The sequence below is a fragment of the Pseudomonas sp. M20 genome, assembly GCF_045037865.1.
Taxonomy (GTDB): Bacteria; Pseudomonadota; Gammaproteobacteria; order Pseudomonadales; family Pseudomonadaceae; genus Aquipseudomonas.
The window spans coordinates 1858898-1875559 of sequence record NZ_CP173611.1 but is presented as its reverse complement, the minus strand read 5'-3'; the positions used below and the strand labels follow the sequence as shown (position 1 = coordinate 1875559).

General features: G+C 58.8%; 21 protein-coding genes. 9 read left to right on the top strand and 12 right to left on the bottom strand.

Going from position 1 to position 16662, the window contains the following annotated elements; genetic code table 11:
• Nucleotides 1-47 precede the first annotated feature (47 nt).
• Nucleotides 48-323, top strand: a complete 276-nt coding sequence (locus tag ACI514_RS08540) for a peptidylprolyl isomerase (RefSeq protein WP_007912322.1) — start codon at nt 48-50, stop codon at nt 321-323.
• A 113-nt stretch (nt 324-436) separates the two neighbouring features.
• Here the strand turns inward: ACI514_RS08540 and ACI514_RS08535 are convergent, their stop codons facing one another.
• From ACI514_RS08535 to ACI514_RS08485, 11 genes are all read right to left on the bottom strand, one after another.
• The gene (locus ACI514_RS08535; RefSeq protein WP_160058242.1) at nt 437-1369 is read right to left on the bottom strand and encodes a sugar kinase; all 933 of its coding nucleotides are present in this window, start codon (nt 1367-1369) and stop codon (nt 437-439) included.
• Between the two features lie 131 nt (nt 1370-1500).
• Nucleotides 1501-2715 (bottom strand): amino acid deaminase, encoded by a 1215-nt coding sequence (locus tag ACI514_RS08530; protein WP_405123541.1) that lies wholly within the window; start codon nt 2713-2715, stop codon nt 1501-1503.
• Nucleotides 2716-2754: 39 nt separating this feature from the next.
• Nucleotides 2755-3519 (bottom strand): IclR family transcriptional regulator, encoded by a 765-nt coding sequence (locus ACI514_RS08525; RefSeq protein ID WP_160058246.1) that lies wholly within the window; start codon nt 3517-3519, stop codon nt 2755-2757.
• Nucleotides 3520-3697: 178 nt separating this feature from the next.
• Nucleotides 3698-4060: a Mor transcription activator family protein gene (locus ACI514_RS08520; RefSeq protein WP_016987191.1), complete on the bottom strand. Its 363-nt coding sequence runs from the start codon at nt 4058-4060 to the stop codon at nt 3698-3700.
• A gap of 31 nt (nt 4061-4091) precedes the next feature.
• Entirely contained in the window at nt 4092-4409 is a 318-nt protein-coding gene (locus ACI514_RS08515; RefSeq protein WP_405123540.1) for a hypothetical protein, read from the bottom strand.
• 1 nt (nt 4410) lies between these two features.
• Nucleotides 4411-5592: an ExeA family protein gene (locus tag ACI514_RS08510; protein WP_405123539.1), complete on the bottom strand. Its 1182-nt coding sequence runs from the start codon at nt 5590-5592 to the stop codon at nt 4411-4413.
• Nucleotides 5592-7355: an integrase gene (locus ACI514_RS08505; protein WP_405123538.1), complete on the bottom strand. Its 1764-nt coding sequence runs from the start codon at nt 7353-7355 to the stop codon at nt 5592-5594. Before ACI514_RS08505 ends, ACI514_RS08510 begins: the two co-directional genes overlap by 1 nt.
• Entirely contained in the window at nt 7352-8287 is a 936-nt protein-coding gene (locus ACI514_RS08500; protein ID WP_405123537.1) for a hypothetical protein, read from the bottom strand. Before ACI514_RS08500 ends, ACI514_RS08505 begins: the two co-directional genes overlap by 4 nt.
• Nucleotides 8288-8296: 9 nt before the next feature.
• A complete protein-coding gene (locus ACI514_RS08495) occupies nt 8297-8599 on the bottom strand; it encodes a helix-turn-helix domain-containing protein (protein WP_405123536.1) in 303 nt (100 codons plus the stop codon).
• Nucleotides 8596-8835: a hypothetical protein gene (locus tag ACI514_RS08490; protein ID WP_405123535.1), complete on the bottom strand. Its 240-nt coding sequence runs from the start codon at nt 8833-8835 to the stop codon at nt 8596-8598. The genes ACI514_RS08495 and ACI514_RS08490 overlap by 4 nt, the downstream gene beginning before the upstream one ends.
• Nucleotides 8836-8843: 8 nt before the next feature.
• The gene (locus ACI514_RS08485) at nt 8844-9080 is read right to left on the bottom strand and encodes a DNA-binding protein (RefSeq protein WP_038361110.1); all 237 of its coding nucleotides are present in this window, start codon (nt 9078-9080) and stop codon (nt 8844-8846) included.
• 219 nt (nt 9081-9299) lie between these two features.
• Between ACI514_RS08485 and ACI514_RS08480 the strand changes: the two genes are divergently transcribed.
• From ACI514_RS08480 to ACI514_RS08470, 3 genes are all read left to right on the top strand, one after another.
• Nucleotides 9300-9629: a hypothetical protein gene (locus ACI514_RS08480; protein WP_405123534.1), complete on the top strand. Its 330-nt coding sequence runs from the start codon at nt 9300-9302 to the stop codon at nt 9627-9629.
• Nucleotides 9630-9646: 17 nt separating this feature from the next.
• Nucleotides 9647-10060, top strand: a complete 414-nt coding sequence (locus ACI514_RS08475) for a hypothetical protein (RefSeq protein WP_405123533.1) — start codon at nt 9647-9649, stop codon at nt 10058-10060.
• A gap of 78 nt (nt 10061-10138) precedes the next feature.
• Complete coding sequence (locus ACI514_RS08470; protein WP_405123532.1) at nt 10139-10684, top strand: hypothetical protein; 546 nt, start codon at nt 10139-10141, stop codon at nt 10682-10684.
• 62 nt (nt 10685-10746) lie between these two features.
• Here the strand turns inward: ACI514_RS08470 and ACI514_RS08465 are convergent, their stop codons facing one another.
• On the bottom strand, nt 10747-12153 hold the full coding sequence (locus ACI514_RS08465; RefSeq protein WP_405123531.1) for a hypothetical protein: 1407 nt from the start codon (nt 12151-12153) through the stop codon (nt 10747-10749).
• 259 nt (nt 12154-12412) lie between these two features.
• On the opposite strand from ACI514_RS08465, the gene ACI514_RS08460 reads away from it, so the two are divergent.
• From ACI514_RS08460 to ACI514_RS08440, 5 genes are read left to right on the top strand one after another with little or no spacing between them, the layout of a single operon-like run.
• Nucleotides 12413-12718: a DUF2730 family protein gene (locus ACI514_RS08460; protein WP_405123530.1), complete on the top strand. Its 306-nt coding sequence runs from the start codon at nt 12413-12415 to the stop codon at nt 12716-12718.
• Nucleotides 12715-13008: an ArsR family transcriptional regulator gene (locus ACI514_RS08455; RefSeq protein WP_405123529.1), complete on the top strand. Its 294-nt coding sequence runs from the start codon at nt 12715-12717 to the stop codon at nt 13006-13008. The genes ACI514_RS08460 and ACI514_RS08455 overlap by 4 nt, the downstream gene beginning before the upstream one ends.
• A 2-nt stretch (nt 13009-13010) precedes the next feature.
• The gene (locus ACI514_RS08450) at nt 13011-13562 is read left to right on the top strand and encodes a phage protein Gp27 family protein (RefSeq protein ID WP_134176972.1); all 552 of its coding nucleotides are present in this window, start codon (nt 13011-13013) and stop codon (nt 13560-13562) included.
• Entirely contained in the window at nt 13559-15172 is a 1614-nt protein-coding gene (locus tag ACI514_RS08445) for a hypothetical protein (RefSeq protein ID WP_405123528.1), read from the top strand. The genes ACI514_RS08450 and ACI514_RS08445 overlap by 4 nt, the downstream gene beginning before the upstream one ends.
• Nucleotides 15169-16662 carry a DUF935 domain-containing protein gene (locus tag ACI514_RS08440; protein ID WP_405123527.1) on the top strand — a complete coding sequence of 498 codons (1494 nt, stop codon included), beginning with the start codon at nt 15169-15171 and terminating at the stop codon, nt 16660-16662. The genes ACI514_RS08445 and ACI514_RS08440 overlap by 4 nt, the downstream gene beginning before the upstream one ends.

Genomic DNA, 16662 nt, shown 5'->3' with positions numbered 1-16662 from the left:
AGGCATAATCCGCGCCCCGCCGTCACCCCGTTATCAGGTACCGCACGATGAAAGCCCAAGCCCGCCACATTCTGGTGAAAACCGCCGAAGAGGCCGAACAGCTCAAACAACGCATCGCCAAGGGTGAAGCGTTCGATGTGCTGGCGAAGAAATTTTCGACCTGCCCGTCCGGCAAGCGCGGCGGCGATCTGGGTGAAGTGCGGCCGGGGCAGATGGTCGGCGCGATAGATGCGGTGATTTTCAAAAAGCCGTTGCGTACCGTGCATGGGCCGATCAAGAGCAAGTTCGGGTATCACCTGGTGCAGGTGTTTTATCGGGATTAGTGTTTGGCTTTAAGACCCTATCGCGAGCAGGCTCACTCCTACAGGGGAACGCATTTCAATTGTAGGAGTGAGCCTGCTCGCGATCGATTGCGCAGCAAGCGGCCACACAAAACCTATTTCGGAATCAATGCCCCCGGCACCTGAATCACCCGGCTCGCCAACTGATGCCCCGCCTCGGCAGCCTCCACCGGACTCCCGCCCAGCAATCGACTGGCCAGATACCCCGCACTGAACGAATCCCCCGCCGCCGTGGTGTCCACCACTTTTTCGACCTTCTGCGCCGGCACCTCGAATGACTCGTCATCACAGCGAATCAAACAGGCTTCGCCGCCACGCTTGAGCACCACTTCCGGCGTTCCGAACTGCGCATAAGCGGCAAACACCGCCGCGCAATCGGTGAAACCGAACAGCGCCTGTTCGTCATCCACCGTCAGCAACGCCAGATCAACGTAAGGCAATACGCTGCGATACGCCGCCCGCGCGTCTTCGACAGTGGCCCACAGGCGTGGCCGGTAATTGTTGTCGAAAACAATGCGCGCATCACGCTGCCGCGCCTCGATGAGGGTCTGGATCAGTTTTTCCCGGCCCGATGCGCCGAGCACAGCGAGGGTAATGCCGCTGAAATACAGCACATCGTAATCCGGCAAAGCCGCCAGAATCGGTTCGGCTGCCGGGGTGGTGAAACAGTCGCGAACCGCTGCTTCGTTGCGCCAATAGAGAAAACGCCGCTCGCCATTGGCATCGGTCTGAATGCAATACAGACCCGGCAGGCGACCCGGTAGACGTTGTACCAGATCGAGGCCAATGCCCTCGTCGGACCAGATCTGGCACATGGCATCGCTGAAGCTGTCGTCACCCAATGCGGTGACATAGTCGACCTGGGCCTTGTCACCCATCGCGCGGGACAGGTACACCGCGGTGTTCAGGGTGTCGCCGCCGAAGCTTTGCTGCAGACTGCCGTCGGCACGCTGCTGCAGTTCGATCATGCACTCGCCGATCAGGGCGATGCGCGGGGTGTTCGGGCCCAAGGGGCTAAGGGTGTTCATCTTGTGCTGTCTCTAGTTGATCGATGGTGTCTGGACTGGCGCCTTCGCGAGCAAGCTCGCTCCCACAGGGGAATGCATTCCAAGTGTGGGAGCGAGCCTGCTCGCGAATGGCCGCGACTCGGTCTCAAGCTTTAGAAACAAGTTTCCATGCTCTCGATCACCGACAACTGCTCATCCACCAACAACCCCACGCGCCACTTGTCGAACGTCAGGCACGGGTGCGACGTACCAAAGGAAATGATGTCGCCAACGCGTAATTCAACGTCCGGCGCCACCGTCATGAACGCGTGCTGATCCATCACTGCCGTGACCTTGCACGCACCGACGTCATCGCCCAGCGCCGGCACCACACCCGCCTTGTAGCGCAGCAACGGCACAGGCAACCCGGCATCGTACGCCACGTCGCGTTTGCCCAAGGCGATCACCGCAAAGCCTGGCTCGGGCAACGACTGCACGTGCGCCCAGACTTCCAGCGCAGGGCGCAATCCTTCGTGCAAATCGCTGCGACGGTCGAGCACGCAGCACTGCGCCTCTTTGTAGATACCGTGGTCATGCGCTACGTAACTGCCCGGACGCAACACGCTAAGGAAGCGCCCAGCCGCATTCTGCGCTTCGAACGATTCGGCAATCAGGTCGTACCACGCCGAACCCGAGGCGGTGATGATCGGCTTGGCGATCGCGAACGCGCCGCTGTTCTGCAACTGCACCGCCAGACGCACCAGCGACGCGGCGAATTCACGAATGCCGCTGACCGCGTGATCGCCGTGAATCACCCCTTCGTAGCCTTCGATACCGGTCAGGGCCAGCGCCGGTTGCGCGTTGATCGCCTTGGCCAGCTCGATGACTTCCTGCTCGCTGCGGCAACCGCAACGCCCGCCGATCACGCCGTATTCGATCATCACGTTCAGCTTCACCCCACGCGAGGCGAAGTAGGCGCCGAGGTCAGCGACGTTGTCCGGGTGATCGACCATGCAATAGAAATCGAACAACGGATCGGCCAGCAGATCGGCAATCAGTGCCATGTTCGGCGTGCCGACCAATTGGTTGGCCATCAGCACGCGGCGCACACCATGGGCGTAAGCGGCGCGGGTCTGGGTCGCGCTGGCGAGGGTGATGCCCCAGGCGCCAGCGTCGAGCTGGCGCTTGAACAGCGCCGGCGTCATGCTGGTTTTACCGTGAGGCGCGAGTTCCGCGCCGCTGTCGCTGACGAACTTCTGCATCCAGCGGATGTTGTGCTCCAGCGCTTCGCGATGCAGCACCAGCGCCGGCAGGCTGACGTCACGCGTCAGGTGCGCACCGATGGCGGCGTCGCCCTTGTCCCCAGCAGTATTGATGGCAGTGGTCATGGTCGAACTCCTCACTTTCGCGGCCGCAGGCAGCCGCGGTTATTCGTTGATGCGCCGGGCGAGGCTGTTGGCGCTCTCGATCAGCACCCGGCGATAGTCGTTGTAATTGTTCTTCGCATCGGCCCGAGGGGCGACGATGCACAAGGTGCAAATGGCCACGCCTTGCGGATCTTTTACCGGCGCGGCGAAGCAATGGGTAAAGGTGTCGGCAACGCTGTCGAAGGAGAAAAATCCATCGATGCCGGCCTGACGGATCTCCGCCAGAAAACGTTCCAGCGGCAGGCGTTCGCCATCGGGCAGGATGAAGTCGTCTTCGTCGATCAGGTCGATGATCTGTTGATCGCTCAAGTGCGCGAGCAGCAGGCGTCCGGAAGCCGTCCACGGGATTGGCGCGTTTTCGCCGATGTCGGAGGAAATACGGAAATGCCGCTCGCCCTCCTTCATCAATGCCACCGTGTATTTGCGCCCGTTGAGCAGGCACATCTGCGCGGTTTCATGGGTCTGGCTGACGATCTCCTGCAAGGCGTGATCGGCCTCGCGGCTGAGGTCGAAATGTCGCAGGTGCGCCTGACCGAGAAAGTACAACTGCCGGCCGAGATAGACGTGACCGTCCTTGCCCACCGGTTCCAGAATCCGTCGTTCCAGCAGCGAAGCGACCAGCTCGTAGACCGTGGATTTCGGGCTGCCGATGCCGTTGGCGATGTCGTTCGGACGCAGCGGCTGGCCGACCTCCTTGAGGAAATCGAGGATATCGAACGCCCGGTCCAGACCTCGGGCCCGGCGTTTGATGGTGTCTTCGGTCATTTCAGTGGGTTCCCATTCAAAGTCGCCGGATGGTAACTGGCCCTTGGTGTTGTTGTTAACGCGTGACATAAATCATACCCAAAACGCGCGATAAACCCGACCCATTCCGGTCCACCCCGACCCAAACCGGGACACGCCCTGCAATTCCCTTGCACCCAGCGCAACGAAAAACGCCCCGTCAGTCATCAACCGACGGGGCGAACATATCCACCTGACGACGCGCCACCTCATCCTTGCGCACCGCCTTCACAATCTTATAAATCCACTGCAACGACACCGCATACTTCCTCGCCAGATCACTATGATTTGTCCCATTGAACTCCTCAAAAATCTGCCGATCCCGCCGACTAAGCTTCCCCGCCAGCCCCATCGGGAAATAGACATTCTGCCCACCCCAATGCGCCGCCATCCGATCGGCCACCTCTTTAGCCACATGCCGAGCCGCCTCATCCTCCATCGACACCAGCTCAACCAACGAAGCCGCCACATGCTCAGTCAGATCCACCAACAACTCCGGCCCCTTACTGCGCAAGCCACTCATACCCGTACCGCCGCACGCTCGGGGCCAACAATCATTGCACCTGCCCCCTGGCCAACGTCATCCAAACCACATCCACCCCGCGAACCGTCACCGAACTACACGTGAACTGCCCCGCAGACGAATAGCGAATCCCACTCAAACAATCCCCGAACCGCACCACAAACAAATCAGCAAAGTCATCATCAATCACCACCTTATTCTCCAACAGCACCTGCTCCTTGATCCCAATGCCGGCCCCACGCAACTCCCGCACCAGCTCATTAAAAGCCGAAAGCATGATTGGAAACCCCTCAGCCAAAATGCTCAGTGGCACACACCTCAAACGGTTGGTCAGATTCAAAGTCTCCAAATCACACCCCCTTGATGACATCAGCAGACACCTTCGGCACACCCAACTGCACCGCCAAATTCATCGCCGCAATCACCAGATTCCCGATCGCCAACGGATAAAGCAGCGAAACCGTCCCATCCCGCCCACCATGCCGAGTCGGCTGAGACAGGCGCGCCACAATCGCCTCAACAGCGCCAGGCTCGATGACATCCCCCAACGCCTTACCGATCCGCTCAAACCGAAACGTCAAAAACTCCCCCAGCCGCGAACCATCAACCGGCCCCAGCACCACCCGTTCACAGCGCTGCACCACCTCCCGCACATCCGCATTCCGCTCACTCAACTTCACCCCCAACTCCGGCTGGCCGATCATGATGACGCTCACCAACTTCGTGAACCCCACCTCCAACTCCAAAATCCGCTTCAAATGCTTAAGCGTCGGCACCGGCAAACTATGCGCCTCCTCAATCACCAGACAATGGCGATACCCCGCCGCATGCGACTCCTTCAACGCCCGATGCAACTGAGCAAAGCGCGCCTCAGGACTACTCTTCGGCTTAGCCAACGGCGCCACAGCCGTCATCATCGACTCAGCAATATGCGTACTCTTAAGCGACTTCCCCTTCGAATCGTTATCCTCAGACGCCAACACATAAGGCTCAATAATCAGCACCGGATCATTATTCTCAGCAAGACGATTCACCAGATCCCGGCGAAGCGTACTTTTACCGGCCCCCGATTCCCCCTCAACCGCCAGAAAGCCACCGTGCCGCGCCGCCTGATACATCGCCTCCCGCACATAGCGAATATCCGGACTCACCCACATATCCTGGGCACACTGCAACTCATCAAACGGATCACGAAACAGACCAAACGCCTTACGTGTAGCGGGCTGAAGCGTTTGCTTGGGTAACAACATCGAATCGTCCTCCTTGGACAGCACAACCACAGCAGCCGGAACATCGGCCATCAAACACGGCACAACCGCCTCATCAAAAGCACCCGCAATCGCAACGTCATTCGCCCCACAATCCGCCAGAAAGGAACGAATACGCCCCCGCAATACCTCACCATCCAACTTGCGCGGCCAAAGATTGTGATTCACCAACTGCGCCACCGCCGCACTGCTCACACACAACGACTGCGCCAACGCCGCCTGAGGCCGGCCCATCTCCTGCAAAATCCCTTTCAACTTCAACATCACACACCCCCAACCGAACCGAACGGCCCACGCCTGACCTCAACAGGCCGCTTCAACTCAGCCTCAATCGCCTCAAGAAGCTCCTGAGGAACACCCTGCGGAAAACGCTCCAACAACCAGCCGTAAGACTGCGGCGACCACAACTGACCCAACCTCGGCCGCAACCACTTCGCCGCCTCAACCAGACTCAACGGCGCAACCTCAACCGTCGGCGCATCCACATTCAGCGTCGACCCCCGTCGCGGGAGATAAGCCGGCAACACCGTATCCTTCACATACTTAAGCGGATCCACACGCCCACCAAACGGCACCGCCTTCGCCTTGCGCGCAGCCAGCGCATCCGCCTCCGAATGCGTCCCCGTCGCCAACTGCTCCAACACCTTGCGCGACACCTGCGCCGGCGTCTGCGCATGCTGTTTAAACTGCTCACCAATCACCGCCGCCGACTCAGCAAAGCCAAACGCATCCACCCCGATCCGCTCGATCACGTGGTACCGCTCACGCCCGTCATCGCCCACCAACACCGCAATCGCCGAATCCTTATCCCGCCAGCAATTACGCGTAACCAGCAACTTCTCACCGACCATCACACCCGGCACCGAACTCACATCAAACGACGCCCCGCGAAACGACACCCGCAGCAAATTACTCACCTTGCGGTACTCCGGCGTACAGACCGCCAACTCCCGGCACACCTCAACACTCGGCGCCAAGCGCAACTGCTCAGGCGTAATCAACTGCCACACCCCATACCGACTGCGGCGCGTGCGCGTATGAATCGACGTCGAATTGAAAAACCGCATCCACTGCGTGGCCCACGCATTAATCTGCTCAAGCGTCTTCGCCGGCTGAAACTTCAACGCACTCTCAAACTCCCGCTCAACCAAATTGTGCGCCTGCTCAACCTGGCCCTTCGCCCGCGCATTCCCGACCCGATTAATCACCAAATCAATCGACAACACCCGGCACAAATTGCGGAAAATCCCACTCGTCATCGCCGCCCCCGGATCCGTCATCAACACCCAAGGCACCCCGTGAAAAGGATCCGCCGCACCGCGTTTCTGCATCGCATTAATCAACACACTGCACAAATTTTCGGCCGACTCCGCCCCCAACACATACTCCACATACAGCGTCCCGCTCGTATGATCCGTCACCACATACCGCCACAACCGCTGGCGCTCAATCCGCTTCAAATTCGCCGGCTTCCCCTCATAAAACTCAGCCTTATGCATCACCCGCGCACCGTCATCCGCCAAATAGAACTGCGTCGAAATCGACGCATCCACCTGCCACACATGATTAGGATGCAAACTGGCCAACGACACCGCCGGGGCGTCCTGCAACAACTGCGAGGGATGCAACTTATAAGCATGCAGCGCCCGGCAAATCGCACTGCGGCTCAACGGCCGAAACACACCCGTCAACTCATCCACACGACCCGCCGTAATCAACCCATTACTGCGCAAACGCTCAACCGCCCGCACAATCGTCGACAACTGCTTGTTATTCGCCCGAATCGACTCCAACAACATCGCCGAAATCAACCGCGCCTCCTCAATCGGCAACACACTGCTGCCCGCATCCCGACGACGCTTACGCGGTTTCGCCACAGACACCGACTTCAACAACCGTTGCAGCGTAGAAAGCGACACCCCCAGCTCCGAAACACCCGCCGCATAAATCGCCGAACGCTCGCCATACACCGCTGCATCCAGACGGCGAGCAATCTCCATCAACTGCTGAGCTTGAACAGGATTCATCCCTCAACCTCCGCAGCCGACAACCAAACCGCAGCACCATCCGCCGCCCCCAGCAAATTGAACTCACTGCGAACCACGCCCAGCGTCGTCTCCAACTGCCCAATCAACCCGGCCTGAAACACCCGATGATCCTCACCGTCACACGCCAGCGCCGCCAACTTCGCAAACCCCTCCCGCAGCGGCCCCAACACACAACACTCCGCCTCAAACGCAATCGCCGTCACCTCCGCGCGCAACGCCTTCGCCACCTCATCGGCCGGCATCGCCTGCACCTGCTGGCGGGAGCACTCCAGCGCCCGACGAGCGCCATCCAACTCACCGGACCGCTTCGCCAGCAACTCGCTCTGCGCCGAATAATCCGCCGTAGCCTCCTCAAGTCGTCGACCTAACACCGCCGTCTCCCGAGCATGCTGGCCGATCAACTCCTCAGCCAACTCAACAAACGCCTCCTTATCACCGGCCCTGGCCACCTCAACCAGCGCCGACTGCTGGTCCTGCGGCAACTGGCGAAACTGGCGCAACTCGCGATAGCCAAACCCCATCCGCGACATCGAATCCAGCGCCTCCTCACCGAAAGCCCGGACATTCGCAATATCGCGATCCACCTGATCAACCGAACGCCCCAGCAGGCCGCAAAACTCCTCCCACGTCCCACTCAACACCTGCGCACCGTGCGGACTTTTACCCCCGGCAATCGCTCGATAAAGCTTCTTCTCCTTCACAAACGCCAACTTCGAAATCCGCACCGTGCGGGAAAACGCCTCCAACGCACCCGCCATCAGCGACTGACCCAACAACTGATTCACCACATCCCGCTCATCGCCATGCAAAGCCTGCAACGACGCCATCGCATTCTGATCAGCCGTCAACCTCGCGCCATCCAACGCCGGCAACACCAACGCCTCAGCGCAAACACCCTTGCTCCGTGCCATACAGCCTCCTTAAATCCTCGAACCCGCGGCAATCCGCCGATTGATTTCCTGCATCCGCCCCGTCAAGCGCGCCATGTGCTCGGCATGCGCCTGCGCCATCTGCAACACCTTCACCGAATGAGCGAAACGCCCGTTATCCAACTTCAGCGCCAAACCTTCCTCAATCAACGTCTGCATCGCCCGCGTAATATTGCTCGGACTGTCCTGCGTCAAAACCGCCAACTCCGCATTACTCAAGCCCGTCACCGTGTGCCCCTTCAACGCCAACAGCACACGCAACACCCGAGCAGACGCCGACACCGGCCGACTCATCGCAACACCCAAGCAAAAGCGGTCAAACACGACACAGCACGCACAACAAAATCAGGTAAATTGCCCCCTTCAAAACCGAAGGCCCGCACCCGCCACCTATTAAGCAGCCCACGCGTCACCGCAAAAAAAGTGGCAAATAGTGTGTTTTTTGTAGGAAAACTCTCTTTTTCACCCGCGCGCAGTCTCGGCAAACAAATAAAAGCGGTAGATTCCCCATAACCGATATGATTTTTCATCCAGAGCCTCACGCCACAAAACGCGAAGACTCAAGAGCCGACGCCGGGTCCACACAAATCTCCCCGGCCTTAAGCCCCAACTTGATCGCAATCTCATGCGTCTGACCGCGCACACATTTCTTGCGCCCACCCAACACCTCAAACACCAGGTTGGGCGAAAAGCGATTCGCGATCGCCCACTGAGTAATCGAAACACCCTTAGCCCTAAGCTCAGCTTTAGCCTCATCCGCAGTACGTAGCGTCATAAAATCCCTCCGGGGAAACAGCACCCGCCTTGGTGCCGATAAAGTTGCCGTTCGTGGTCGGACGGTGTGAACGAATGATGGAACCGAACGGTTCCCATGTAAAAGGATTTTGGTAACCGAATGGTTTCCTTTTGTGAGCGACTACGCGGCGAGCGGACACGGCTAGGCCTCAACCAAACCGACTTCGCAGCCCTGGCCGGCGTAACCAAAAAAACCCAAATGCTCTACGAAGCAGGCGACCGCGTCCCCGACGCCCACTACATGGCCGCCATCGCCCAAGCCGGCGCCGATCTCTACTTCATCATCACCGGCCAAAAAATCCTCGTCCCCAACACCGACGCAGCAGCCCCCACCTGGGCGCCCATCGACGGCGAAAAACTCGGACGAATCATCGAAATGCTCGAAGCCGCCGCCAAACAAGCCGGCCGGCGTTGGCCATCAAAAAAACTGGCCGAAGTGGCCGCAGAGATCTACAACGCGCTGGGCCACGAACAACAGTTCGACCAGCCCCGCGTTGAGCGCATATTGAAATTGGTAATAAATCGCTGAAATAGCAAAGGAGAACTATGCCAAGCGAGGACGGAGACCTGGTCAGCAAACTATCAGCCAGGCTTTCAGAGGAAATACAAAACCTCCCCATGGATGGAAAAGACCATCAACTCACCATCAAAATCAAAGGCAACCGCGGCCAAATCAACCTCGGCCACCACACCCTCAAACACCCGCCACCCCAACCCAGCGAACGACAGTGCCTGCACTGCAACCACAACCCCCACGACGACGACACCGCCCATAAAAACGCCCTGACACGGCAACACAACAACCACCGGCTCATCCTCAAAACCTGCGTAGCCTGCATCGGCATCGCCGCCCTCAGCTACTCAATCAAAGACCACCTGCCCGAAGCCCTCAAAACCTACGCCCTCATCGCCACAGGCGTATTTGCAGGCCTGGCCTTCATGCTCGTCGCATCCCACTGAACACCCCAACCACAGACGGTGTCACCACCGTCGCCCACGCAGCCCCCACGGACGAAACGCCCCAAAAAGGAAGCACCAATGGACCAGAATAAAAACAACGCAAAAACAGAAAAGACCACCGCGCAAAAAGTCGCGACGGCAGTGTCATGGGTCATCGTCGCCGCCAGCATTTGGTATTGGCTCAGCCCGAACGAACCCATCAGAGTGAAACCAGCCGTCGCCCAAACGGCCGAACAGCAGCAGACGCACACCGTCTACACCAGCGTCAGTCCCCAAGCCTTGGCCAGCGCCACCCAATATTTGGCTGATCTCGACAACGCCATGACACAGGGCCTGCAGATCCTCAAAGCCAACAACCTCAAAGACCTATCGACCCACAGCCAACGCTTCAAAGCCCTGCGTGAGAGCGGCCAAACACAGTTCGGCCGCTCTATATTCGAACCTCTGGGTCATTGCGCCTCAGCAGGCATCTTCGCCAACAGCTGGTGGCAGGCAGAAATTAGCGCTGCACGCCAAGCGGACAAACAATTGTTTTCTGAAGCAATAGAAAACGCATTGACTGAGCTTAGAGCTCATCATTCGGAGTGTTTAAAGGCCGTAACATCGATTACCTTATCAGAGTAAATAAGGATTCAAAGTGATAGTAGCGCCAAGCCAAATTTACTTGGCGTTACTTTTTTTAAAAATCAAAGCTCCTTAGCGTTTTTGATTTTCTCCCATTCGTCATCATCTACTACGTTCAAAATACTCGTAGTGGATGCGTATGGGTAAAAGTCAGGTAGATTGCTGACAATTTGTCCGTCTTCAAAAAAGTGATGCGCTATAGAAGGGAATAAACCAGGATTGACCGGGTGCAAAGCATTCGGATTGTGAAACATTGATAACCCTTCGGACCAGGTCTCGTTGCATTCGCCGTTTACCAAATATGAAAACGTTTTGGGAAGAGATGCATTATCATCATGGTGGTGACAGTAGCCTGCACGATGCAATATTACATTCTTAACGCCAAAACCTGCCTGCTTCCCCATCCTGTTGAATTTCGAGATAGTGCCACTATTTGAGAACATCACCGCACTAATGTTTTCTGCATCTTTTTGAAAGAAATAACCGGAAGGTATCTCCTTAGTACCGTGCTTGTGAGTTTCAATCGCGATCGGATCTATGATCAATTTTCCATTTTCGTCATAGTGAGAGCTGTGGTGCACGCCGTAAAGATAGTTTGGCAGGGATGTAGAGCTCCACAACATTGACTGCTGGTCATGGAAGTCTGCAATCGCCAACACCAGAGGGTTTCCTGCAACGTGCTTCTGCTTCCAGTATTCTTTTTTAAGTTTGGTGTAAAGAGGACTGCCAAATTTTATAGGCATCTCATTCATCGTCTTTTCTAGAATCTGCTCTCGCGTCATTGGTTCTGGCGAGCGGTTAGCTTCTTCCTCAGTCATAGGTTTGGGGCGACCTACGATAGTCGCTTCCACACAGACTTTGTGTCCGTACTTAGCTAAGTTAAAGTCGGGCGCATGATATGATCTATTGAAGTCAAACCCTTCCTCAACAAAATACGCATTCAGATACAACTCCCATATGCGCGCATCAAAACCAGCAGACTGGAACTGTTCGACGAAGTTTCCGTCTATATCTGTGAAGTGAGGCATCATTTCGCTAATGATACCCTTGGCGGACGAAAAGCCTGGCGCCTCGCTTAACTTCCTGAAGAATGGGTGGATCTTCTCCTCGGAAACTATAATTTCAAACAGCTCTAGCGCTTTCCCCTTGTCGTTCTGAGGAAATTCTTTTTGTTCAGAGAGGGTGATCTCTGTGATTTTATTGATCAGATTTTTTTCTGCTTCACTTTTACTTTGAATACACGAACCAACATCGAAACCTCGATATCTTCCGGCTTCATCACGCCCTAAGGTTACCCATGCATACTCATCATCAATATCATGAAGCAACACCCCTAAAACTGATTCGTCTTGATTAGCAAACCAACCAATTTCATTGCTGACCATAGCTCCCAAAGGGTTGCGGGACGCCCCAATTAACGCAGTAAATCTTTTTTTATCAATTGTACTGACTTTGACTTGATCGTTCATATGACACTCCCTGTGTTTTTGGCGAGTTAGAATTATAGACATACACCGACGCCATGGAGGTATTCGACCTACGTTCTAAAATGCCAGTCGCGTCAACGTTCCTCCCTAAACCCAATTAAAAGCCCTCCAACCCCACGCCGCCCACCATAGCGGCGTGAGTATTTCTGGCCCCCGCAAACCCCGGGGCGCCCTGACCGGAGGCAACCCCCATGCGCCCGCAATCCCCCCGCAACACCCCCGACACCCCGCGGGGCACCCCATGACCCACCAAGACCTCACCGCCGGCCTGCAAATCGCCGAATGGCTCATCCTCGCCATCCTCAGCCTCTACACCTGGCTCGCCAAACGCCAAGCCGCCAGCGCCCACCAACTGCTCCACCTCAACACCCGCATCGTCGCCCTCGAAGAACACGTCCGCCACCTCCCAGACCAAAGCGCCATCGCCGACCTGCTCGGCGACATGAAAGCCATCCGCGCCGAACTCACCGGCGTCAAAGACGCCCTCAGCCCACTGGCCCGCGCCCTCGACCGCATCAACGACTACCTGCTGCGAGAAAAACCATGAACACCTACACCGACTACCTGCGCCACGACATCCGCCTCGTCCTCCTGCGCCTGCTCGCCGACATGCCCGGCTACCGCGCCAACAGCTCCGTCCTCAACACCGCCCTCGACCACCACGGCCACAGCACCAGCCGCGACCAGACCAAAACCGAACTCCACTGGCTTGCCGAACAACACGCCATCACCCTCAACGACATCGGCCCCATCCTCGTCGCCACCCTCACCGAACGCGGCCAAGACATTGCCGCCGGCCGCGCCCGCGTCCCCGGCATCCAACGGCCGGGCGCCTGACCATGGCCGGCAAATCCACCATCAACCGCCTGCCCGCCGACGTCAAAGCCTACCTGCACAAACTCCTGCGCGAAGACCGCCACACCCTCGACGCCATGCTCGCCGACCTCCAGGCCCGCTTCCCCAGCCAAACGCCGCCCAGCCGCAGCGCCCTCAGCCGCTTCAAAATCGGCTTCGACCAACTCACCGACAAAGCCCGCCAACAACGGCAAATGGCCGAAGCCTTCGTCGGCGCCTTCGGCGAAGACGCCACCGACAAAACCGGCGTCCTCCTCATCGAAGCCATCTCGACCCTGACCTACCAAGCCGCCCTCGGCGCCCACGAAAAAGACGACATCACCATCGCCGAAATCAGCGCCTTGGCCCGCGCCGCCAAAGCCACCATGGAAGCCCGCACCCTCAGCGTCAAAGAACGCCAAGCCATCGAACACGCGACCCGCCAACGCCTCCTGCAAGAACAAGCCGCCGCCCTCGACAGCGCAGTCAAAGCCAAAGGCATGACCGAAGACCAAGCCCAGTACTGGCGCCAAACCTTCCTCGGCGTCAAACCATGACCCCCTCCGCCAGCACACTGCGCGTCATCGAATGGGACGAACTGCCACCCAGCGTTCGCCAGATCCCCGAAGGCTACAACCCACAAGCCCAAGACCTGCTCATGGCCCACCAAAGCCAATGGCTCGCCATCCACGCCCAAATCAAACTCTGTGAAAAAGGCCGGCGCACCGGCATCACCTTCGCCGAAGCCCTCGACAGCGTCATCACCGCCGCCTCACAAAAAGCCGCCGCCGGCATGGACTGCTACTACATCGGCGACACCAAAGAAAAAGGCCTCGAATTCATCGGCTACTGCGCCAAATTCAGCCGCGTCATGGCCCAAGCCCAAGCCCAAGCCGCCGGCGCCAGCCAGATCGAAGAGTTTCTATTCCAGGACCAAGACGAAACCGGCCACACCCGGCACATCAACGCCTACCGCATCCGCTACGCGTCAGGCTTCAAAATCGTCGCGCTCTCCAGCAACCCCGCCAGCGTCCGCGGCCTGCAAGGCAAAGTCATCATCGACGAAGCCGCCTTCCACCGAAACGTCAGCGCCGTCCTCGACGCCGCCACCGCGCTGCTCATCTGGGGCGGGCGCATCGTCATCATCAGCACCCACAACGGCAAGGCCAACGCCTTCAACCAAATGGTCAGCGACATCCGCGACAAACGCTACGGCGACAGCGCCCAGGTCTACCGCGCCACCTTCGACGACGCCGTCGCCAACGGCCTCTACGAACGCGTCTGCTACATGGCCGGGGAGGCGCCCACAGCCGAAGGCAAACAAACCTGGTACAAAAAAATCCGCAACGCCTACGGCCCGCGCAAAGCGCAAATGCGCGAAGAACTCGACGCCATCCCCCGCGACGGCAACGGCGTCTGCATCCCCGGCGTCTGGATCGACGAAGCCATGCGCCCCGGCCGCAGCGTCCTGCGCCTGGCCCTCGACGACGCCTTCACCCAACAACCCATCCACCGCCGCGAAGCCTACGTAACCGACTGGATCGACCGCCACCTCAACCCCGTCATGCGCCAGGCACTCGCGCCAACCCTGCGCCACTTCCTCGGCATGGACTACGCCCGGCACCGCGACTTCTCCATCATCTGCCCCATGTCCGTCGACCAAACCCGGCACCGCGACATACCCTTCGTCATCGAGCTGCACAAAGTGCCCACCCGCCAACAAAAACAAATCCTCTTCCACCTCCTGCGCGGGCTGCCACGCTTCATCGGCGCCGCCCTCGACGCCACCGGCAACGGTGAAACCCTCGCCGAAGAAACCGCCGACACCTTCGGCCACAACCGCATCCACCAAATCAAAATCAGCCGCACTTGGTACGGCGCCTGGATGCCCAAATTCGTCCAACTCTTCGAAGACGCCCACCTCACACTGCCGCGCGACGACTCCTTACACCAAGACCTGCGCGCCATCGAAACCATCGACGGCATCCCCATGATCAGCAAAGCCCGCCAACAAGACCTCAAAGACCCCGACCTCCATCGTCACGGCGACTTCGCCGGCGCCGGCGCCTTGGCCCACTTCGCCACACTCGAAGTCGCCTGTGGCCCCATCACCGTCAAATCACGGCGCCCACGCCAGGGCCCACGCATCACCCAAGGGTACGCATGAACAACCAAGGCCTATGGATCAGTCCCACCGAATTCGTCAGCTTCACCGAAGCCAAACGCAACCCCGCACTCAAGCGCCACATCGCCACCCGCAGCCGCGCCGAATCAACCACCTTCGGCGCCCACCTGCCAAACCCCGACCCCATCCTCAAAGCCCAAGGCAAAGACATCAAGGTCTACCGCGACTTGCGCAGCAGTGCCCTCGTCGGTGGCAACATCCGCCGCCGCAAAGCCGCCGTCCTCTCACTGGAGCGCGGCCTTAAACGCGGCGACGCAAGCCCCAAAATCGAACGTTTCATCAGCGACTGGCTCGCCGACCTCGACCTCGATCGCATCCTGCGCGAACTGCTCGACGCCCCCTTATACGGCTACCAGCCCCTCGAACTCATGTGGCAGCCCCTCGGCCGGCACCTCGTGCCCCAAGACCTGCTCGGCAAACCCGCCGAATGGTTCTACTACGACCAGCACAACGCACTGCGCTTTCGTGCCAAAGACGCCGGCCCCGACGGCCAACCCTGCGACCCGCAACGCATCATCGTCGCCCGCCAAGACGCCACCTACGCCAACCCCTACGGCTTCCCCGACCTCAGCATGTGCTTCTGGCCCGCCACCTTCATGCGCGGCGGCCTCAAATACTGGGTTCAATTCACCGAAAAATACGGCAGCCCCTGGGTCATCGGCAAACACCCACGCGGCGCCACCGACGACGAAACCAACCTGCTACTCGACAGCCTAGAAGCCATGGTCCAAGACGCCGTCGCCGCCATCCCCGACGACGCCAGCGTCCAAATCATCGAAGCCGCCGGCAAAGCCGGCAGCGCCGACGTCTACCGCCAACTGCTCGAGTACTGCCGCAGCGAAATCAACGTCGCCATGCTCGGCCAAAACCAAACCACCGAAAAAGACAGCAACCGCGCCAGCGCCACCGCCGGCGCCGAAGTCACCCAAGACATCCGCGACGGCGACGCCAGCATCGTCGCCGCCGCACTCAACCTCTGCATCCGCCACGTCGTCGACCTCAACTTCGGCCCCCACATCGCCGCCCCCGACTACCAACTGTGGCAACAAGAAGAAATCGACAAAAGCCTCGCCCAACGCGACAAAGCCCTCACCGAATCCGGCGTCAAATTCAGCAACGCCTACTGGCAACGCACCTACAACCTGCAAGACGGCGACCTGCAACCACCACCAGCCACCACCGGTTCAGCCGCATTCGCCGAACCCACCACCAGCCTCGCACTCGACCAACTGGCCCTAGACCAAGCCATCAACAGCCTGCCGGCCGCCACCCTGCAACAACACACCGAACACGCCATCACGCCCCTGATCCAAGCCCTGCAACACAGCCACAACGACACCGACGCCTTAGGCCTGCTGGCCGAAGCCTACCCACACATGGACAGCCAAGCCCTCCCACAGCAACTGGCCCACCTCATCTTCATCGCCAACACCTGGGGCCACCTCAGCGCCACCGCCGACAAAGAAGACTGA